General features: G+C 68.8%; 25 protein-coding genes. 7 read left to right on the top strand and 18 right to left on the bottom strand.

Annotation, left to right across the window (positions count from 1 at the left end; translation table 11 throughout):
• Window position 1: 1 nt before the first annotated feature.
• The 12 genes from H6H00_RS26705 to H6H00_RS26650 all read right to left on the bottom strand — a co-directional run bounded on the left by H6H00_RS26705 (window position 2) and on the right by H6H00_RS26650 (window position 8,958).
• Window positions 2-1,549, bottom strand: coding sequence for a phage portal protein (locus tag H6H00_RS26705; protein ID WP_185718409.1), 1,548 nt, complete (start codon window positions 1,547-1,549; stop codon window positions 2-4).
• Between the two features lie 46 nt (window positions 1,550-1,595).
• A complete protein-coding gene (locus tag H6H00_RS26700; protein ID WP_185718408.1) occupies window positions 1,596-3,095 on the bottom strand; it encodes a hypothetical protein in 1,500 nt (499 codons plus the stop codon).
• Window positions 3,096-3,226: 131 nt separating this feature from the next.
• Window positions 3,227-3,391: a hypothetical protein gene (locus H6H00_RS26695; protein ID WP_185718407.1), complete on the bottom strand. Its 165-nt coding sequence runs from the start codon at window positions 3,389-3,391 to the stop codon at window positions 3,227-3,229.
• 206 nt (window positions 3,392-3,597) lie between these two features.
• The gene (locus H6H00_RS26690; protein ID WP_185718406.1) at window positions 3,598-3,801 is read right to left on the bottom strand and encodes a hypothetical protein; all 204 of its coding nucleotides are present in this window, start codon (window positions 3,799-3,801) and stop codon (window positions 3,598-3,600) included.
• A gap of 8 nt (window positions 3,802-3,809) precedes the next feature.
• On the bottom strand, window positions 3,810-4,040 hold the full coding sequence (locus tag H6H00_RS26685) for a hypothetical protein (protein WP_185718405.1): 231 nt from the start codon (window positions 4,038-4,040) through the stop codon (window positions 3,810-3,812).
• Window positions 4,033-4,533: an endonuclease VII domain-containing protein gene (locus tag H6H00_RS26680; protein ID WP_185718404.1), complete on the bottom strand. Its 501-nt coding sequence runs from the start codon at window positions 4,531-4,533 to the stop codon at window positions 4,033-4,035. Before H6H00_RS26680 ends, H6H00_RS26685 begins: the two co-directional genes overlap by 8 nt.
• 198 nt (window positions 4,534-4,731) lie before the next feature.
• Window positions 4,732-5,175 carry a hypothetical protein gene (locus H6H00_RS26675; protein ID WP_185718403.1) on the bottom strand — a complete coding sequence of 148 codons (444 nt, stop codon included), beginning with the start codon at window positions 5,173-5,175 and terminating at the stop codon, window positions 4,732-4,734.
• A 362-nt stretch (window positions 5,176-5,537) separates the two neighbouring features.
• Window positions 5,538-5,738, bottom strand: coding sequence for a hypothetical protein (locus tag H6H00_RS26670; protein WP_185718402.1), 201 nt, complete (start codon window positions 5,736-5,738; stop codon window positions 5,538-5,540).
• A complete protein-coding gene (locus H6H00_RS26665) occupies window positions 5,735-6,577 on the bottom strand; it encodes an HNH endonuclease (protein ID WP_185718401.1) in 843 nt (280 codons plus the stop codon). The genes H6H00_RS26670 and H6H00_RS26665 overlap by 4 nt, the downstream gene beginning before the upstream one ends.
• A 234-nt stretch (window positions 6,578-6,811) precedes the next feature.
• Window positions 6,812-7,408, bottom strand: coding sequence for a hypothetical protein (locus H6H00_RS26660; protein WP_185718400.1), 597 nt, complete (start codon window positions 7,406-7,408; stop codon window positions 6,812-6,814).
• A 558-nt stretch (window positions 7,409-7,966) separates the two neighbouring features.
• Window positions 7,967-8,536 (bottom strand): hypothetical protein, encoded by a 570-nt coding sequence (locus H6H00_RS26655; RefSeq protein ID WP_185718399.1) that lies wholly within the window; start codon window positions 8,534-8,536, stop codon window positions 7,967-7,969.
• Window positions 8,533-8,958, bottom strand: a complete 426-nt coding sequence (locus H6H00_RS26650; protein ID WP_185718398.1) for a GvpU-like protein — start codon at window positions 8,956-8,958, stop codon at window positions 8,533-8,535. The genes H6H00_RS26655 and H6H00_RS26650 overlap by 4 nt, the downstream gene beginning before the upstream one ends.
• A gap of 334 nt (window positions 8,959-9,292) precedes the next feature.
• Here H6H00_RS26650 and H6H00_RS26645 point away from each other — a divergent pair, with 334 nt between their 5' ends.
• Entirely contained in the window at window positions 9,293-9,583 is a 291-nt protein-coding gene (locus H6H00_RS26645; protein ID WP_185718397.1) for a hypothetical protein, read from the top strand.
• A gap of 59 nt (window positions 9,584-9,642) precedes the next feature.
• On the top strand, window positions 9,643-9,831 hold the full coding sequence (locus H6H00_RS26640; RefSeq protein WP_185718396.1) for a hypothetical protein: 189 nt from the start codon (window positions 9,643-9,645) through the stop codon (window positions 9,829-9,831).
• Here H6H00_RS26640 and H6H00_RS26635 read toward each other — a convergent pair.
• The 6 genes from H6H00_RS26635 to H6H00_RS26610 form a co-directional block, all read right to left on the bottom strand.
• Window positions 9,818-10,105, bottom strand: a complete 288-nt coding sequence (locus H6H00_RS26635; protein ID WP_185718395.1) for a hypothetical protein — start codon at window positions 10,103-10,105, stop codon at window positions 9,818-9,820. The genes H6H00_RS26640 and H6H00_RS26635 overlap by 14 nt on opposite strands.
• 34 nt (window positions 10,106-10,139) lie before the next feature.
• Window positions 10,140-10,793 carry a hypothetical protein gene (locus tag H6H00_RS26630; RefSeq protein WP_185718394.1) on the bottom strand — a complete coding sequence of 218 codons (654 nt, stop codon included), beginning with the start codon at window positions 10,791-10,793 and terminating at the stop codon, window positions 10,140-10,142.
• 306 nt (window positions 10,794-11,099) lie between these two features.
• Window positions 11,100-11,294 carry a hypothetical protein gene (locus H6H00_RS26625; RefSeq protein WP_185718393.1) on the bottom strand — a complete coding sequence of 65 codons (195 nt, stop codon included), beginning with the start codon at window positions 11,292-11,294 and terminating at the stop codon, window positions 11,100-11,102.
• A 300-nt stretch (window positions 11,295-11,594) separates the two neighbouring features.
• Window positions 11,595-11,921, bottom strand: a complete 327-nt coding sequence (locus tag H6H00_RS26620) for a hypothetical protein (protein WP_185718392.1) — start codon at window positions 11,919-11,921, stop codon at window positions 11,595-11,597.
• A gap of 105 nt (window positions 11,922-12,026) precedes the next feature.
• Window positions 12,027-12,197, bottom strand: a complete 171-nt coding sequence (locus tag H6H00_RS26615) for a hypothetical protein (RefSeq protein WP_185718391.1) — start codon at window positions 12,195-12,197, stop codon at window positions 12,027-12,029.
• A gap of 316 nt (window positions 12,198-12,513) precedes the next feature.
• Window positions 12,514-14,010, bottom strand: coding sequence for a recombinase family protein (locus tag H6H00_RS26610; RefSeq protein WP_185718390.1), 1,497 nt, complete (start codon window positions 14,008-14,010; stop codon window positions 12,514-12,516).
• Between the two features lie 262 nt (window positions 14,011-14,272).
• Between H6H00_RS26610 and cobC the strand changes: the two genes are divergently transcribed.
• From cobC to H6H00_RS26590, 5 genes are all read left to right on the top strand, one after another.
• The gene (gene cobC / locus H6H00_RS26605; RefSeq protein ID WP_185718389.1) at window positions 14,273-15,394 is read left to right on the top strand and encodes an Rv2231c family histidinol phosphate aminotransferase CobC; all 1,122 of its coding nucleotides are present in this window, start codon (window positions 14,273-14,275) and stop codon (window positions 15,392-15,394) included.
• A gap of 14 nt (window positions 15,395-15,408) precedes the next feature.
• Window positions 15,409-16,563: a Nif3-like dinuclear metal center hexameric protein gene (locus H6H00_RS26600; RefSeq protein WP_185722803.1), complete on the top strand. Its 1,155-nt coding sequence runs from the start codon at window positions 15,409-15,411 to the stop codon at window positions 16,561-16,563.
• Window positions 16,560-17,297 carry a zinc ribbon domain-containing protein gene (locus H6H00_RS32520; RefSeq protein WP_255425388.1) on the top strand — a complete coding sequence of 246 codons (738 nt, stop codon included), beginning with the start codon at window positions 16,560-16,562 and terminating at the stop codon, window positions 17,295-17,297. The genes H6H00_RS26600 and H6H00_RS32520 overlap by 4 nt, the downstream gene beginning before the upstream one ends.
• Window positions 17,294-17,950: a histidine phosphatase family protein gene (locus tag H6H00_RS26595; RefSeq protein ID WP_344735729.1), complete on the top strand. Its 657-nt coding sequence runs from the start codon at window positions 17,294-17,296 to the stop codon at window positions 17,948-17,950. Before H6H00_RS32520 ends, H6H00_RS26595 begins: the two co-directional genes overlap by 4 nt.
• 91 nt (window positions 17,951-18,041) lie before the next feature.
• Window positions 18,042-18,572, top strand: a complete 531-nt coding sequence (locus H6H00_RS26590) for a beta-class carbonic anhydrase (protein ID WP_185718388.1) — start codon at window positions 18,042-18,044, stop codon at window positions 18,570-18,572.

Raw genomic sequence — 18,572 nt, 5'->3', positions numbered from 1 at the left:
GCTACTTGTCCTCCAGACCGGCGGCGTCCGCCTCGGGAACCCGCAACGTGACCGGGACAGCGCCGGTGAACGTCAGCCCGGCCAGACCGACCCGGGCCGCAGCAGACTCGGGGTCAGCGCCCGAGCGGATCAGCACACCAAGCGCCTCGGCTCGTGCCTTGATCAAGTCGAGTTGTGTCGTGATGCCCGAGCTGTCATCGCCGTCGTCGGCCCACTGCAGGATCGTCTCCGAGGGGTAGCCCGCCTCGATCAGCGTCTGATCAACCGGAACGCCTGCCGCCTGCTTCGCCGCCACGACCTCCCAGTCCGACGCTCCCGAGGCGCTGGCGACCGGCGCCCACCGGACGTCGATGCGGGCAGGAGAGAGGCCCACAAGCCGCAGTACGAACGACCACGTCTCCATGACCGGGCCACGGAGCATGACCTGGCGGTTCTGCACCTTCTTCACCAGCGGCGCCTCGGCGACCTTGAGGGACTCACCCGACGGCGTGCCGCCCGAGGGGTCGAAGTAGTGCAGCGGCGTGGTGGTCAGCTGCGCCATCAGCCGGATGTAGAGCTCGGCGGGCTCCAGGAAGACGGACGGGTCTGCTGCCGGGAACTGACCGACGGCCTTCTTGCCGACGAAGTCCATGAGCGACCCGGGCTCCGCGCGCTGGGGCTGGTCGCTGTCAACGATGGAACCCGGCTCCGGGCTGTCCCAGACCTGAGTGTCGGGGGAGTCGTCGACGACCGCGCCCGCGTCGGTGAGCGCGTAGCGCTGCGGCCAGCCGTGCGAGTCGGTGGTGGTGAGCTGCGTAATCAGCATCTTGTTGACCGCGTCTTGGCAGCCGTAGCCGGCCTTGTGTTCTGGTGCGCCGTACGGGAGACCGGTCCGGTAGTGGAAGAACGGGATCTCGCCGTACGGGTTGTCCATCAGCCAGTCGTCCGGACCGTCCTCGTCTTCGAGGTACGGCACCCACGCCTCGCGAAGATCGGGCGACGACCCGGGCTTCGTGGCCCAGCGCTCGATCGCGTCGGCGTAGTACAGGTCCACGCGCCAGACGTCCTGCCCGGCTGCCCGGGTGCACCAGCGCTTGATGGCGAACGCCTTACGCCGGGCGTTCTCGACGTCGTAGACGACCCGGCAGTTCTTGGGGTTGTGCACCGTGAGCTCAACCCCGGCGATGAACAGCTCGCCGTCCGCTTCCTCGTCGGCCTCCAAGACCGGCCACGCCTGCAGGTATGCATCGCCGTAGGTGAACGCCTTGAGGAAAAGGTCCGGGTAGTGGACGTCGAGATCGTTGGCGTCCCAGACCTGCTCGATGACGGCGGAGGACTGGTTGTCGTCAGGCGCGGTAACCGAGGACAGCTCGACCCGGTCAGCCATCACGTGCACCGGGGTCTTGGCGAGGTTAAAGCGGTACCGGTCCCCGGTCGCCGCGACGGCCTGGCGGATTCGAGGCGAGGCGAAGAACTCCGCGACCTCGCCGGAGAAGTAGCGCTCAGCCTCTGCATAGTCGGGAGCCGCGTCCTGAAGCTCTGCCCAGCCGTGCAGCAGGTCGTCAATCACAGAGACACTCCTCGGATGGTTTCGTAGAAGTGATTCGTCACGGCGGTCACAGGTATGACTGGACCCGGACGCTGGACTTGACCTTCTTGACCGGTGCGAGGAAGTAGGAGACGCCAGCCACCGCTGCGTCGATGAGGTCGTCCTTCGTCACCCGGGGGTACGCCGCCGCCTGCTCCTCGAACGCCGGAAGGGGCTTCGCGTGGAAGACCCGGCCGCGCTGCCAGAAGTTCTGAGCGGCGTTCGCGATCCGCACTTCCTTCTTCTCCGTGGCCGAGTGCAGCAGCACCTTGACGTCCGGCATGTGGTGGAAGACGTCGAGCCACAACTCGCCGCCCTGGTTCTTCTCCACGAGCAGCACCCGGATCTCCGGGAAGCGCACGAGCAGCTGCAGCACCCGATCTCGTAGCGCCGTGCCGGTCAGCTTCACGCCTTCGACATGCTTGACCACGCACTTGTTCTCGATCTCCGACCAGCCGACGACGGCCAGACCGGTCTCGTCCTGAGTGGAGCGCCGATTGCTGATGCTGGGATCGATGGCCAGCAGGGTGCGGACGACGCCTTCAGGCTCGCCGTAGCGGAAGTCCGCCTCGGTCCAGTACGCGCCCTCGCCGCCGACCGGCTGGTTCATCATGTGCATCTTGAAATCGGCGGTGTGTCGGTCGTAGGACAAGTCCTCGAAGGACATGTACTCCGGCCACCACGAGTCCTCTTCGCCCGTCTCCGGGTCGGTGATAATTGCGGGGTAGTAGTGCACCCGGATCTTCTGGTGAATCGGCCACGTTTCCGGCGGCTCGGGCTCGGTGACCATCCGCACGAGGTCGTGGATGATCGATCCGTGCATCGTCACGGTGCCCGTGATGACGACCCGGGCCGTGATGCGCAGCCGAAAGACCGAGCCGATCAGCGCCTTAAGCCGCTTGGCCTTCTGCTCGATCGAGTACTGGCCCTCCTTGGGCTCGATGTCGTCGAGCAGGATCATGTCCGGGCGGGCGTCGCCGCGCTTCATGCCCAGGATCGACGACGTGATGCCACGGGCCTCGAAGATGAACCCGGACCGGGCCATGACCACAGACTGCGAGTCGGCCAGGGACACACCCGACTGCCGACGGGCGGGGGAGCAGAGGTCGGGAAAGTCGTTGCGGAGCAGCTTGTTCTCGTCCAGCTCCATCTTGAACGACATAAGGTGGCTCTCTGCCTGCGTTGCGGAGTCGGCGAACGCGGCGAGGTAACGAACCCAGCCGTGCGCCGCCGCCCACATCGGCAGCAGCAGGAACGCAAGCGTCGACTTACCCGCGTTACGGGGAGCGACGTAGCAGTCCCGGGACTCGCGCGGGCCACCCAGCGGCTTCATCCACTGCTTCGCCTGCTCGAACAGATCCAGGTGGAACTGCGAGAAGCTGATCGTGAATCCGGTGTCCTCGCTGCGGATGTGGTGCGGCAGGTACACGAGCGCGAACATCATCGGGTCCGCGCGAGTGACCGCCCGGCGGTAGTCGGCGGACGCGACCAGCGCATCGGCGTCGTAGCGGCCCAGCTTGGCGGCCACGTCGAAGCGTGTGCCACCGGGACTTTCTACTGCAGGGGCTGACACCCGAGACGCCTCCGCAACGGCAGGGGAGGCGTCAGACGCTCAACGATGTTGTCACTCAGCAAACTGAGACGGGCACGTGCACGGCCTTAGACGATGTCTCGCAGACGCCGCACGCGCACGATCAGCGCGGGGTTCACGAGGAGGTCGTCATCGATCTGGATCCACTGCCGACCCGGCTCCATCGAGGCAATCAGCCGAGCCCACTGCACGTCCTCGTGCACCAGGAGCTCGTCGCCGTTGAGGAACGTCACGCACCAGGTGACGTCTGCAGTTGCCGGCCCCACGTGATCAGTCACAGTAGTAGGCCTCGACGTCTGGCAACGGCTCGTGCGGAATGCGCCCGTCGCAGAACAGCGTCCCGGACGCGGCACGCCAGGCAGAGATCCCGTGAGCAGGAACGAGATCGGCGTAGCAGCCCTGGCACCTCACTGCATCGGACCACTCGGGTGCCTCGTCACTAGGCACTGGACACCTCGACGATCTCCCGGTGCCGGGCAACGAACTCCCGGAGCGCGACCAGCTCCTCGCACGAGGCATCGGGCGGCGTCCAGCCGTTGAGGATCAGGTAGATGCGGATGACCGGCGTGACCCGGAGAGGCTCGGGCTCCTGCGCCCGCAGCCACCCGGCGAACTGCGCTCGGACCCGACCGTTGGACTCCATCACCGCTGTCACTCCTCGTGGCGCTGGGGCTTGAACTGAATAGAGCTGTCGGTGATCCAGCTCGTGAAGTCTCTTACCGGCTCTAGATTGTTCGGCACCCGAACCACGAAACCCTCGGGGAAGGCAGCAAAGAGGAGCTGGGCGTCATCGCAGACCAACACGTCTCCTGCCTCGGTGAACAGCTCCACATCTGTAGATCCGTCCTGACCTGGTACTGCGACTGCGAACAAGTCACTCACGGTGATCCTTCAGGTAGCCAATCATTGAATTGAGGCGATCAACATCGTCTCCGGCGGCCCCGAGCGCGATGTTGCACGAAACGCATATGAGCGCCCGGACGCAGGAATTGCAAGACCGATCACCCGGGCAGCAGCTGTGGTCGTGGTCGACGACGAGGGTGATGCCTCGCCGGTTCGGAACCGGGACGCAACGGCAGATGGCACATTGCTCGCCTTGCTCGGCGAGCATCTCGTCGTAGCGGGCAGGGCTGATGCCGTACTTGCGCTGGATCGTGTACGCCCGGCTGCACTTCCGGCAGTTGCTCGTCAGGCCATCACCGGCCTTCTGGCTCAGTCGGTACTCGCCGACCTCGCACCACTGCCTGCAGGTGGCGCACTCCTTGCGGCCCTCGGCGTCGCGGGCGTGAATATCCCGGTTCACCCGGACCGGAGTCAGCTCCCTACCGGCCATGGCCTGCTTCAGGTGGGCCGAGCAGAGGCCGTGTGCGGCCACGTGCCGACCGCAGCCGCACGGTGCGGTGCACAGTGCCCGGGGACGACGCATGCCCAGCGGACGAAGCTCCTGGCCCCGCCACCGCTGGATGTAGTGGGGCTGACACAGGCCCTTGGCGAAGTGGGGTCGAGTGCAGCCTAAGAGCTCGGAACACTCGGTCGCCACGGTGCCAGGACGCTAGCCCGGAACACCGACTGATCACGCGGCCCCGTCGCGGATCCGCTGCTCCTCCAGAGCTGCAGCGGCCTGCGCGTCCCGCACCAGCTCGGCAATGGCCAGGTCTTCCTGCGTGATCTCGTGGACCGTGGCCTCGATGCGCTCCGGCTGGTCCATGCCGAGAAGCTTCGCCCGGCGCTCGGACAGACGGAGGAGCACCTCGGTGTTCCGCGCGACCTGCTTGCCCTCCTCGGCCTGTGCCTCCAGGCGCGACTGCCAGAGGTCGAGACGCTCCAGCTCGTAGGCGAGCAGCTCCTCCTGCGACTCCTGCACGCGAGCAGCCGTCAGCTTCTTGCACCAGCTGACCACCGTGGACAGCGGGATGTTCGTCGCGGCGGAGATCGCCCGGTAGCTCAGGCCACGCACGCGGTGCTCGTAGACGGCTGCGCGCTGCTCGGCGAACTGAGCCTCAGTTCTACGAGCCATGTGCATCTCCTTGTGTTCCGACAACTGGTGTTGTGAGTTCCTCGACTGCGTCCTCGTATCCGTGTGCCCGGCCTAGGCCGTAGCCCGCGAGGAACGCCACGAGCGGGGAGGCCGTGTGGGTCGAGGTGCGTACCCCGGTCCAGAAGGTGCGCAGGGCGGCGTACTGCGCCTCGGGAGAGCGGGAGGCGGGGTCGTAGGTGCTCACCGGGTTGCCGATTCCATGTCTTCCGCCGGCTCAGGAGACGGAACGGGCGAGGTAGCCGTCGGTGCCGATCCGGCGGGGGAGTGGGCGACGGGACCGCACGCCACGATGAGTAGCGCAAGGAGGACCCCGGCCGAGGTCTGCAACAGGAACCGGCGCATCACGACGCACGCTCGATGACGGTCTCCAGAAGACGCCCGGAGAGGACCGAGTAGCGGTGCAGCACGTGCTGCACGTCGGGCTGCTCGACCCGGATGGACTTGCGGCAGTCCTGGCAGGACGCCTCGACGTATCCGGGGCCGAGCTTGGCGAACAGGCGTCTTGTGCGGTTGGGGCAACGGAGGTCTAGGTCGTAGCTCACGCGGCCACCTGCCCGTCGCTGATCTGGATCACCTTCACACGTGAAGGCTTCGAGACGACCCGTGCGGGGAAGTTGTCCGCGCCATGGCGCCAGGCGTTCAGGGCGACCCAGAACCACGGGTCCTGCGCGGTGATGGGCCGGTGGCCGCTCGCGACCATGCCCCGACGGCTGTTCTCCTTCGTGGTGACTGGCTGCAGGTGCCCGGGGTTCGTGCACCGGCCGACCCGGCACATGTGATCGAACGGGAGGCTCTTGCCGTGCTCGTCGACCGGCAGGTCGCCGTGCTGCAGCAGCCACGCAGCGCGGTGCGCCTGTGTTGCCTGGCTGCCCTCCAGCGTGAACGAGCCACGGCCGCTGTACTTGTCGATCGAGCCGACCCACACCCGGCATCCGGCGGCATCAGGTGCGGCCTGGTAGTCGGCGAAGCGCTCAGCAACGGGGCGACCGACCGGGCGGACGACGTCCAGGTGACCCGATCGACGAGCGGCCTCGTAGTGGTCGGAGCAGAGGCCCTGAGCGTGGAACGGCTTGGCGCACCCGGGACGGGTACACGAGCGCGAGCGGGGCGCATGGGACTTGTAATGCGAGTGACACCAGTCGCCAGCGTGGACAGCGCGGGGGCAGTCCCCGACGACGCAGATCCGGCCAGCCCGGGGGCGATTGCGGAGCGGGGCACCAGTGGCAGCCGAGAGGCCCGCAGCCTTCTGGGCGGCACGGTGGCTGCGGTTGAAGCAGCCGACGCACATGCCGCGCGCACGGTGCTTGCCGTCGCAGCCCTCGGTGTTGCAGATCCGCATGCCCTCGGCGTTGCGGGTAACCGGAACATCAGATGTAGCCATGGTGGACCTCGTGGGGGTCTCGTAGCGAGACGCACCGGTTGAGGCTCCTGGCCTTCGTGCGTTCAGTTATAGCTTCGGATCGGCCGTCTGTCAGATGAGGGCGACGCCCACGCTCTGCAAGAACGTCGCGACCGAAACGAGGAACAGAGCCTGCAAGGCGAGGTACTGCTTCCGTGTCAGCTGCATATGACGAGATTAGCATCGGAATACGATCAGACTGTTCAGCCGAATGGGTCACTCTGACGGCATGACGATTCCCAGCTCGGACCGCATGAGATTGCGGACTTTCTCACGCTCAGTCTTTGCATCTTCGTGTCGCCGCGCGGCTGACCGAGGTTGCCAAGACTGGATGCTGAGAATCGCGTACTCCATGAGTGCGTGCATCAGCTTGTAGGCGCTGGCCCTCACCGGGTCGCCCGCGGTAAGTTCTAGATTGCCGAGAGTCTTGTTGTATTCCAGCATTGCTGCATCAACCGCGGTATCAAACCCTCGGTCGACCACCAGCCGGTTGTGTATCGCGGCAAAGTCGGCGTCGATGGGAGAGTGCTCAGCCTCGGCCTCCATCGCTGGCTCGAGGATGCGGCGCTGTCCCGTCACCAAGTCGTCGAACGACGTCGTCGCCGCGAGGAAGTTCGCGTAGATCGCCCGGCGCTCTTCGGTGAAGCGATGGCGATCCTCATGTGCCCGGGCCAACTCGTCACGGCGATCTTGCGCTGCCAACTGCTCGCGAGTCGTCCGTCGTTGCATCCACTGGCCAAGGAACACGCCGCCCAGCGCTGCAGAGGGGGTCAGGACGAGCGACGCGATGCTGATCAAGACGGTGATGTCCACGGCGGGAGGCTACAAGTGCAACCTTGCTCGTCATGTGGCTGGTTTCCGATCACTGTCACATCTCGGTTAGACTTTCGTCGCGCGACGTCCGCCGCGTAGCTCGACCCCACGTGCGCACGCTCATAAATGCAGCGCGCTGAGCAGAGGACAGCAGGATGTCTGTATCGGTGTGGACTACCGCCAAGCCGGAAGACCCGGACGTGTATCCCGACTCGGACACGGTCCAGGAGTACGGGGGCGGCAACATTCGAGTATGGGATCCCGACGGGCGCAAGGTTATCGCCCACTACGCACCCGGGACCTGGACGAAGACCCTGTGCGAGGAGTGGCCCCGCAGGGACCCGCATCAGGCGTGCTGCCACACAAAGTGGGGTGAGCGCGCTGACGACGGTGTGACGCCGTTGCCGATCGAGCTGCCCAGCCACCGCGATCCCTGCACCGACCGGCTACGCGCCAGCTGACCCGGAGAGAGTCCAGGCTCGGCTCCAAGCCCTTCTGCGGCCCCCAGCTGACACCGGCTGGGGGCTGTCGGCATGTTCAGACGGGTGACGGCAAGTACTACTGCGCCTCCGACGTCGGCGGTGCGAGGTCTTCCCGCATGAAGATCCTCAGGTTGTTCAACATCTCGTTCAGTGCGGCAATATCGATATCGATCACGTCCGTGTTCTCGTGTGCCGGCATGGCGTTCGCGTCGGCAAAGATGGCCGTCGATAGCTGACTTGCAGGCACCGAGATTGTTCGCGGCGAGACCAAGTCGATCTTGCCGCTCAGAACATTGAGTGGATGCCACTCGAACGGATGCACCATCTTGGTTCTCCCGCCGCTGCTGCTAAGCCCTGAGATGACGATTCGATGCTCACGGGAGAAAAGAGGGCCGTGGTCCTCCAAGTTGTCGATCAGCGCTTCCGCAGTGGCGAGGAAGTCTGCGTAGAGGTCGCGGCGGTCCTCGGTGAAGCGGTGCTGATCTTCCCGGGCCCACGCGAGTTGGTCCCGGCGCTCCTGCGCCTTCACCTGCAGCTCGGCTGTCGTGCGGGCCATGCGCTGCCCGAAGTAGACGCCAACGATGGCAATGGCCGGTGCGATGAAGGCGACCAGCGCGGTGAACCAGAGGGGGGTCGTGGCCGTCAACGCTGGAATTCCACGCGGCCAAGCGTCCATCCGCTCACCCGGGCCAGAGCGATCTGCAGCGTCGGTATCAGCATCTGCGCCCCTCCAACACTAAAGATCGTGACGTCGATGAGGTTCACGGTGTTGATCGTCGTCGAACTCAGCGGCTCGCTGTCCACGTCTGCTGCGCCGCGCAAGAGCGTGCGGATGCCATCTGCTGTCGGGTCGTCGTCGGGGGAAGGCACTCCGGCCACCGCTTCGAGCCACTCGGTGCGAGGGACAGCCCGGCCGGTCACGACCGCCCCGTCGACGAACAAGGTCACCGACAAGCTGGTGTCGCTCTCTCCCAGCACGGCCAGGAGCGACCGCAGCACCGCGAAGCGTCCGTTGTCGTCCAGGTTGCTGCTGGTGCTCGGCGTGTCTGACTCGATGCTCTCTGTCACAGGGCGAAGCGTATCGACGAAGTCCGACAAAACAGCCCCTGGCCCACTGCCGGGTGTGTGCGGTGGTGTCCGTTGAGCGCCCATGGTCACCCCGTGTAGCCTGGCCGTGGGCATGTCGAGACGCCCCGGCCGAGATTCATTCTGGCGAGCCGGGCATCCGAGCGAGGTGTCCACCGACAATGCACTGCAGGAACAGGAAGCTGTACGCGGGGTAGCCGATGTGTAGGTATCGGCGCGCCTTACCTCGTTGGCTGTGAAGTGGTTGGCAGAGCCGGACTAGTTCCAACGGGCTCTGTTCCCGGGCGCGGGGCAGCAGGCCCGGCTGGAGCTATCCGTGGACCTCGCCACTGCCCTTGTCGTCTCGCCCGTGATCACCGCGAGCTGCTGGCTCCTCTACCGGCTCATGCGCTTCGTCTTCATCTGGCTGGTCTACCGGCGAGGTGGAGCGAAGGACGCGGTCGCGATCCTCAAGGCGATGGGCCCGGACAACCCGACCATCGCTAGCGCGGTGAGGGGCCGTGCGGGCAACGTGTTGGAGCGTGCCGCGCCGTCGACGCAGGATCAGCCCCGAGCTAGCCCGGGAGGTAGCGGCGCTGATGACGGCGATCCTGGCGGCGGCGGGTAGCGAGGCCGAGCCGGCGATCGAGTCTTCCTCGGAAACTGACAGGGGCATACGGTCGGACGATGCACCCGGAGCTGACGAGGATCGGTGACTCGCTCGGCGTGGACCCCGAAGACCTGGTGGTGCTCGTCGAGCAGATGATCGGCCAGCCCGGGGACGAGATCCCCGACGACGTCCTCGCCGAGCTGCGCAACATCCTCGACCCGGCCGGGGAGCGCACCGCCGCGCGACGAGGAGCTACGTCTTCTTGACGTAGATCGTCGCCCTCGGAATCACCAAGCCGTGCCACCACACTCCCTCCACCGTCCAGGTGCCGTCGTACCCGACGGGCAGGCCGGTCTTCTTGTCGGTCAGCAGACCTGGGTCGATCTGCTCTCCGATCCGGGGCATCACCGGCACGTAGCCCTCGAACAGCACGCGGTCGTCGGTGCTGTCGTCGATGATCATGAGCTGAACCCGCTGTTCCATCGGCACCCGGGCATCCTCGCGGCCGAGCTGGGCGCCGTCGAGCAGCCCGTCGCGCACGGCGTCGATGGCTCAGGCGGGCCCGGCCATCAGGTCACGCTCGCCGCAACGTCCTGACGCTTGAGCCGGTGTCCAGCTCGGCGAGCAACTTCAGGAAGTCGGCGTCCGCCGGTGCCGAGGCCTTGACCTTCGCGTTGCGGAGATCGACGGCCTTCGCCAACTCGAGAATCTCCTCCGCCGTCAACAACGGCCGCGCGGCAACCCGCTCCGCCTCTGCGGTAGCTGCCGCAGCGTCCCGCTGGGCCTTCCGCTCGTGGTGGAACCAGGCCCAGACCTTGAGCAGGAAGCGCGCCTGCTGGGTGGCCCAGTTGCGCTCGTCGCCCGACGCCCGGGCACGCAGCACCTTCTCGGCCTCGCCCGCCTCGGCGCCGTGCACGCCGGTGGAGAACACGACGAGGAAGCGCTCGTACTCGCCCAGCAGCCGCCCGCACAGGCCCTCGTTGCAGCAGGGCACCCGGACGCCGCCGCCCTCGGTCTCGCCGTCGAACCACGACCACTCGCGGCCCTTGAGGACATGTCGCGGGTCGACCGCGCAGTAGTCGGTGCCGCACCCGGAGCAGTGCGCCCACGCGCTCGGCATCCCGTCGACGGACACACCCACGTCGACCCGGAGCGCCCGGCTGCAGCGCTTGCAGAAACGATTGAACGGCTTATCGGGCAAACCAACAAAATCCAGCAGATCAGACACAGGTGATCCTGATGCTCGTAGGGGAAAGGGACGAAACCGCGTGGACGTCCTAGCTGGTGGGACCTTCCCGGGTGTCCTGCCGGTAGCTACTCCGGTGGTTTCACCCGGGATTCGGTTTGTCCCACGTCCCTACGACGCGATTCCACGTTACCTCTGCGCGGCGATTCCGCCGATAACAGAATGGTGTCCGGCTGAGCGGGCCCGTGTGTCCGGAACGACGGCCCTCGGGTAAAGGCACCCGGACACGCAGAACGCCGCCCTCCGGGATCAGGAGAGCGGCGTGTGCGGCCGAGTCGGGGGAGATGCTCAGGCAGCCTGGAAGATCATCTCGATCGCCCGGTCCACCTCGGCGGGGTCGAGCCGCTCGACTAGGTGGTCGAGGAACTCCTCGCGCGCCCTGGCCTGGGCGAACTCGAAGTAGATGTCGTCGACGAGACCGTCAGTCACGTGCTGCAGAACCTGCTGCTGGCGCTGTGTCAGGTCGCCGTCGGAGGTGGGCATCGTGGTCCTCCCGGAGTCGCTGCGGTACGGAGAAGTCCTACCCGCCCTCGCGCGGTAACAGCTCTTGGTGTTTGTGTGAACGGAAACCTGGTGTTCTAAGAACATGGTTCGTGCCATGACCACCATAAAGGGTTTTTCCTTGATCTTCAAGGCCTGGCACTCGGGTACCGGAATGCTGAAACGAAACCGTGACCTTTACTTTGCTTGCCTGACTGGTGTTTCTGATTGGTGTTTCGGCGAACGGGTGCCCGGGTCCGGGAAAGACGGTGGTGCGGTCCGGAGCGCCGGTCGTTGCTAACGCTAACGGCCGAAACCGTGAGTTTGAAGAATGACTTCGATTCGGGTGAGCTGCTCGGGTGTCAGCTCGGGTCGATCGGAGACGGCGTCGGCCACCCGGGCGATGAAGCGCTCGGCGAGCCAGGCCCGGCGCAAGGAGTCGGCGCTCCGCGCCAGCTTCCCCGCCCGGGCACCGGCCGCTGCTGCCTGCTCCCGTGTCGCCGTCCCGTCGAGGAACCGGGCCTTGTAGTCCTCCGCGATTACCCGGGCCCGCTCCGCCTCGCGGTCGGCTGTCGCCATCGCGGCCTGCGCCGCCCGGGATTCCGGCGATGAGGTGCGCAGTCGAGCCATCCGGGTCTCCCGAAGAATCTGGTACCTGACAGGTATCAGGTTACCGTGATCATTCGGATTCGGTCTCTGAGCTGCGGAGACCCGGGCGACGGTCGGCCGGTCCGGCTAGCCGAGTAGGCGGTGGGCGAGCTTGTCGATCTCGGCCGGGTCGAGGTGGCTGAACCCGATCTCGATGGAGATGAGGTTCTTCAGGTGTGCCCGGACTTCGTGTTGCACGCGAAGCCACAGGTGGTCGAGTACGTTGTCGAACATCTCAATCAGGTCGTTGTCATCCACGTGATCGTCGCCCAGTTTCGGTTTGAGTTTGCGGTCCCAGGTGTCCTACCCGGGAGATCGCGCCGTGAGCCCGGGCCTCAGTCCCACGGAGGCTGAAGGAGCCCGGGTGGCCACGTGTGCTTGGCGAGCAGCGCGTCCACCCGGGCGTTCTGGTCCTCCGACATGGCGGGTCGGGGTGGCAGTGAGGTCACGTAGCCGATGTAGGTCTCCGCGATCACGGTCAGGTTTGCCTGACGGGTGATCCAGTGATCGTGTCCGAATGCCTCGTACGCCCACTCACGGAGAGCCCGGGCCTCCTCCAACCCCGGTGTGTCCATCACGGCGCGGCGTCCACGAATCGGACCTCGGGGTTCCACCCAAGCGTGATGTGGGTCTTGGACGCCCGGGCGAAGATCACGATCCTGTCGTCGACCCGGCCGGGGTTGACCGTGATGGTGACCAGCCCTCGGATGATCTCCCGGCGTCGATGCAGCTCCAGGTCGTCGAAGCGCTCCAGCACGTCCTTCGCCTCCCGGTCACGCTCCACGTCTGACAGCTCCAGCAGCTCGCGCTCCCGGGAGGCGAACTCCGCTGGCGCGAACCGGTCGCTGATCTCCCGCAGCGACAACTCGGCCTCGGTCTTCTTCACCTGCAACGCGGCGTCGGCCGCCTTCCACGCCGCCCGGCTCATCTCGCCCGCGCCGTAGTCGGCCGCCATCCCGGCCTCCCGAGCAGCCAGCTCCGCGAGCTGCGCCCGGAGCCACACCAGCCGCGCCCGGTCCTCGGCTGAGTCGGCGAGCACGGTCAGGTCAGCGGACAGCAGCTCGGCGAGGACCACCTCGATCACCGCCTCGTCGAGCGAGGCCCGGCGGATGGTGACGCACCCGCGAGGGGAGCAGCGGTAGGTGCCTACCCGGTTCGGGTTGAACTGACTGATCTCGTGCGTCGACGCCCGGAGCGGTGCGCCGCAGTGGCCGCAGTCGGCGAGGCTCCCCAGCAGGGCGGACTGCGCCACCCGGCCACCGTTCGTGCGACGTCGGCGGTCGTCGAGGTGGTGCAGCAACTCCTCCAGCTCGTCGCGGGTGACGGCCGGCTCGCAGAGCTGGGGTGCGTCGAACAACGGTTGTCCGCGATGGACCCGGATACCTGCGTTCCGCCACCTCGTCAGCGCGTTCCGGGTCGAGGTGATGCTCGGCGTCCACAGCTTGGCCGTGCCCGTCGGCGGCAACCCGGCCGCGTCCCACGCCTTCGCCACCGAACGGATGCTGGCTCCACGGGTGACGGCGAGGATGCCGTCGCGGAGGGCCGAGAACTCGGGCTCCCGGGGAGTGCCGTCGAGGTTCCACCCGAAGGGCCGGTACCCGCCGTGGTTGCCTCCTCGCTCGGCCCGCTGCCGCGCTGCTCGGGTCACGCGCTCGGCCGTCCGCTCGGCCTCCGCCGCATCGACGCTGGCCTTGATGTGGGCGACCATGCGGCCGTCGGCGGTGTCGAGGTCGTCGTCGCCGGAGACGATGGTGCAGATGCGAACGCCCGTGTCCTTGTAGAGGTCGATCAGGTCGTCGAGCTCTCGGGTCCGTCGAGTCAAGCGACTGTTGCTGTAGGCGAGGATCACCGAGAACTCCCCGCGCCGTGCTGCGGCGAGCATGCTGGCGTACCCGGGGCGCGGCTTCTTGGAGTGGGTGCTCGCGCCCACGTCGTTGTCCGAGTAGACGTGGGCGGTGTCCCAGCCCTCGATGCTCGCCCGGCGGAGGCAGTCCTCGCGCTGGCGGTCGACTCCTTCTTCCAGCCCTCGGCGGTCGTCGCTGATCCGGAGGTAGATCGCCACGCGGGTCACGCCTTGTCCTCCGCGCACGCGGGCGAACAGGCCACCCGGCACGAGGGCGGGGGAGGAGAGCACCAGGCGATGAACCTGCCGTGCTCGGTGCAGGTGATCGAGACGAAGCCCTGAGGCTGGTGGTCCGGATCGGTGAAGCGAGTCTTGCTTTTACCCTGTGTCATCCGCAGCTGCTGTGACTTCAAGTTTACTCCGCGGTGCCGTCATGTGGGGCTCGACCAGACGAAAACCACATGCACCGCTCCACCGTAGGGTGCGGGACATGGATCACGCCCCGCAGCATGATGGGCTGCGTCACCACGGCGACGTCGACGCCGAGCCGGGGCTGCTGGACTTCGCGGTGAACGTGCAGGGCACCGGGCCGCCGCGCTGGCTGCGCGACCGCATCGCCGCCGTGCTCGACGACCTGGGCCGCTACCCGAGCGCCGCGCACGACCGAGCGGCCCGCGAGGCCGTCGCCGCCCGCCACGGCAGGCGGCCGGACGAGGTGCTGGTCCTCGCGGGCAGTGCAGAGGGCTTCGCGCTGCTCCCGACGCTGCGCCCGCGGCTCGCGGCCGTGCTGCACCCCGGTTTCACCGAGCCCGAGGCCGCGCTGCGCGCCGCCGGCGTGCCGGTCTCCCGCGTGCTCACCGACGCCGCCGACGGCCACCGCCTGCACCCCGCCGCCGTGCCGGCCGGGGCCGACCTGGTCGTCGTCGGCAACCCGACGAACCCGACCGGTGTCCTGCACCCCGCCGACGACGTGCGCGCGCTCGCCGCGCCCGGACGCGTCGTGCTGGTGGACGAGGCGTTCGCCGACGCCGTGCCCGGGGAGACCGAGTCGCTGGCCGGGGAGCCGGGGCCGCTGGTGTTCCGCAGCCTCACCAAGACCTGGGCGCTCGCGGGCCTGCGGGCCGGGTATGCCCTCGGCTCGCCCGAGCTGCTGGCCCGGCTGGCGCGGACCCGCCCGCCGTGGCCGGTGTCGACGCCCGCGCTGGAGGCCGTGATCGCCTGCTGCGAGCCCGCCGCCGTCGCGCAGGCGCAGGAGGCCGCGGCCACGCTCGCGCTGCTGCGCGCGGAGCAGGCCGCCGCGCTGTCGGCCGTCGACGGCGTCACCGTGCTGCCCGGCCGCGCCCCCTACCTGCTGCTGCGCCTGCCCGACGGGCACGGCGAGCGGGTCCGGGCCGAGCTGCGGGAGGCGGGGATCGCGGTGCGCCGCGGCGACACGTTCCCGGGCCTGGGTCCCGACCACCTCCGGGTCGCGGTCCGTCCGGCCGCGGCGGTGGCGGAGCTGGCGGCGGCACTGGCGGCGGCACTGGCGGCGCCCCTGGACCGCAGCATGGCCACCTTCACGCAACCAGACGGCGTGGAGGTGGCCATGCTGCCATCGGGAGGGGCCCGGTGACCGGCACGGACGCCGTGACCACCGTCGCCGACGTCGTCGCCGCCCTGGAGGCCGCCTACCCGCCCCGCCTCGCCGCCGACTGGGACGCCGTGGGCCTGGTCTGCGGCGACCCGTCCGAACCCGTCACCCGGGTGCTGTTCGCGGTCGACCCGGTGCCCGAGACGGTCGCCGAGGCCGCGGAGATCGGCGCGCAGCTCCTCGTCACCCACCATCCGCTGCTGCTCAAGGGAGTGCACGGGGTGGGGGCCGACACCCCCAAGGGCGCGCTGGTGCACCGGCTGGTCCGCGGCGGCACCGCGCTGTTCACCGCGCACACCAACGCCGACTCCGCCGACCCCGGTGTCTCCGACGCCCTCGCCGCCGCACTCGGCCTGACCGTCGAGGGGCCGCTGGTCGGGGCCCCGCTGCCGCCGCTCGACAAGATCGTCACGTTCATCCCGGTCGGCCCGGCCATCACCGCGGTGCACGACGCGCTGTCGGCCGCGGGCGCGGGCAACATCGGCGACTACAGCCACTGCTCGTTCGCCTCGGCGGGCACCGGCCAGTTCAAGCCGCTCGACGGGGCCCAGCCCGCGATCGGACAGGTCGGGCGGCTGGAGCGGGTCGCGGAGACCCGCCTGGAGATGGTGCTGCCCCGGGGGAGGCGGGCCGCGGTCGTCGCGGCGCTGCGGGCCGCCCACCCCTACGAGGAGCCGGCGTTCGACCTGCTGGAGCTCGCCGAGATCCCGTCCGCGCTCGGGCTGGGCCGGGTCGGCCGCCTGGCGGAGCCGGAACCGCTGCGCGCGTTCACGCAGCGGGTCGCCGACGCCCTGCCGCCGACCGCGTGGGGCGTGCGCGCCGCGGGCGACCCGGACCGGGTGATCGAGCGCGTCGCGGTGTGCGGCGGGGCCGGCGACTCGGCGCTCGGGGCGGCCGTCGGGGCGGGCGTCGACGCCTACGTCACCGCCGACCTGCGCCACCACCCGGCCTCCGAGCACCTGCTCGCGGGCACCGGTCCCGCGGGGCCGACCCCGGCGCTCGTCGACGTGGCGCACTGGGCGTCGGAGTGGCCGTGGTGCGCGCAGGCCGCGGCCGTGGTGCGCGCGGCCACGGGCGGTAGCGTCGAGGTCCACGTCTCGGACCGGCGCACCGATCCGTGGACCGTCGCCTCTGGAAGGACCTCCCCATGAAAGCCGAACCCGCCGTCCAGCGGCGGTTGCTCGACCTCGCCGGCGTCGACACCGAGCTCAACCGCCTCCAGCACCGCCGCACGTCGCTGCCCGAGCACGCCGAGCTGACGGCCGCCGAGGCCGCGGTGCGCACGGCGAAGGACGCGGTCGTGGAGGCCGAGACCAACGCGAGCGACCTCGACCGCGACATCCGCCGCATCGAGCGCGACGTCGACGGCGTCCGCTCGCGCACCGCCCGCGACAACGAGCTCCTCGCCGGTGCCGGGATCGGCGCCAAGCAGGCCTCCGAGCTGCAGCACGAGCTGGAGACCCTCGCCCGGCGCCAGTCGGTGCTCGAGGACGAGCAGCTGGAGATCATGGAGCAGCGCGAGGCGCTGGAGGCCCACCTCGGGCACGCGCGCGCCGCGCTGGACGCCGCGGAGAAGGAGATCGCGACGATCACCGAGCGCCGCGACACCGCCCTCGCCGACATCGACGCGGGCGAGACCGGCCGCCGACGGGCCCGCGACGAGGTCGTCGCCACCCTGCCCGAGGACCTCCTCGCCGCCTACGAGCGCCGCCGCGCCCAGCAGGGCACCGGGGCGGCGCTGCTGCTGGCCCGCCGCTGCCAGGCCTGCCGGCTCGACCTCGACCGCACCGCGATCTCCGCGCTCAAGGCCGCCGCACCCGACGAGATCGTGCACTGCGAGGAGTGCGGCGTGATCCTGGTGCGCACCCCGGAGTCCGGCCTGTGACGGCGTCGGGCTCCTGGACCGGGCAGAAGGGCGACCCGACCCGGCTGCTGCTGCTGCGCCACGGGCAGACCGAGCTGTCGGTCGACCGGCGCTACTCCGGCCACGGCGACCCCGAGCTCACCGCGCTCGGGCACGCCCAGGCCGCGGGCGCGGCGGTCCGGCTGGGCCGCATCGCGCACGAGATCGGGGTGATCGTCAGCTCGCCGCTGCGCCGGGCCCGCCAGACGGCCGCCACCGTCGCCGAGGCGACGAACGCGCCCCTGGAGGTGCGCGAGGGCCTGATCGAGACCGACTTCGGCGCCTGGGAGGGCCTCACGTTCGGCGAGGCCAAGCTGCGCGACCCCGAGCTGCACGCGCTGTGGCTGGGCAACCAGGACGTGTCCCCGCCCGGCGGGGAGAGCTTCGCGGAGGTCGCGGCGCGCATCGCGGCCGAGCGCGACGCGATCCTCGCGGCGTACGCGGGCACCACGGTCGTCGTCGTCAGCCACGTCACCCCGATCAAGATGCTGCTGCGCGACGCGCTGGGGGCCGGCCCGGAGATCCTCTACCGGATGCACCTGGACCTCGCGGGGCTGTCCGAGGTCGCCTACTACCCCGACGGCGGCACCAGCGTGCGGCTGGTCAACGACACGAGCCACCACCCGGCGGGATGATCGTCGGGGTGGTGCACGGCACGCCGGGGAGACCGCGGCGTCCCCCTCGGCCTATCGTCTCGTGAACCGCGGAGCGAAAGGGGTACCGACCATGGCGATCGAGGAGCTGCTGGCGCGCTACGAGGCGGGCGGCGGCAGCCTGGCCGCGTCGAACGCGGAGGGTCTGCCGGTGCCGCCCGCGCTGCACACCGCGCTGCTGACCTGCATGGACTCCCGCATCGACGTCTTCGCCCTGTTCGGCATGAACCTCGGCGAGGTGCACGTCCTGCGGAACGCGGGCGGCGTCGTCACCGACGACGTCATCCGCTCGCTGACGATCAGCCAGCGCAAGCTGCAGACCCGCGAGATCCTGCTCGTGCAGCACGCGGGCTGCGGTCTCACCACGTTCGCCGACGACGACTTCGCCGAGGAGCTCGCCGAGGAGACGGGGATGCGGCCGCCGTGGCGCACGCACGCGTTCCGGGACCCGGTGGTCAGCGTGCGGCGGGACATGGCGCTGCTGCGGCGCGACCCGTTCCTGCTGCCCGGTACGCCGATCCGCGGGTTCGTGCTCGACCTGGAGGACTTCCACCTGCTGGAGGTCCACGAGGAGGGCGAGGACCGGGACGACGCCGTTGCCTGA

Source organism: Pseudonocardia petroleophila, from assembly GCF_014235185.1.
GTDB lineage: Bacteria > Actinomycetota > Actinomycetes > Mycobacteriales > Pseudonocardiaceae > Pseudonocardia > Pseudonocardia petroleophila.
The sequence above is the reverse complement of the archived record's forward strand: the minus strand, read 5'-3'. Positions and strand labels throughout refer to the sequence as shown.

Excerpts from the sequence above, each read along its gene's own strand:
- H6H00_RS26690 (WP_185718406.1), bottom strand. The coding sequence starts at position 3,801 with ATGGAGTCCAACGGTCGGGTCCGAGCGCAGTTCGCCGGGTGGCTGCGG.
- H6H00_RS26675 (WP_185718403.1), bottom strand. The coding sequence starts at position 5,175 with ATGGCTCGTAGAACTGAGGCTCAGTTCGCCGAGCAGCGCGCAGCCGTC.
- H6H00_RS26665 (WP_185718401.1), bottom strand. The coding sequence starts at position 6,577 with ATGGCTACATCTGATGTTCCGGTTACCCGCAACGCCGAGGGCATGCGG.
- H6H00_RS26640 (WP_185718396.1), top strand. The coding sequence starts at position 9,643 with ATGCACCCGGAGCTGACGAGGATCGGTGACTCGCTCGGCGTGGACCCC.
- H6H00_RS26625 (WP_185718393.1), bottom strand. The coding sequence starts at position 11,294 with ATGCCCACCTCCGACGGCGACCTGACACAGCGCCAGCAGCAGGTTCTG.
- H6H00_RS26620 (WP_185718392.1), bottom strand. The coding sequence starts at position 11,921 with ATGGCTCGACTGCGCACCTCATCGCCGGAATCCCGGGCGGCGCAGGCC.
- cobC (WP_185718389.1), top strand. The coding sequence starts at position 14,273 with ATGGATCACGCCCCGCAGCATGATGGGCTGCGTCACCACGGCGACGTC.
- H6H00_RS32520 (WP_255425388.1), top strand. The coding sequence starts at position 16,560 with ATGAAAGCCGAACCCGCCGTCCAGCGGCGGTTGCTCGACCTCGCCGGC.
- H6H00_RS26590 (WP_185718388.1), top strand. The coding sequence starts at position 18,042 with ATGGCGATCGAGGAGCTGCTGGCGCGCTACGAGGCGGGCGGCGGCAGC.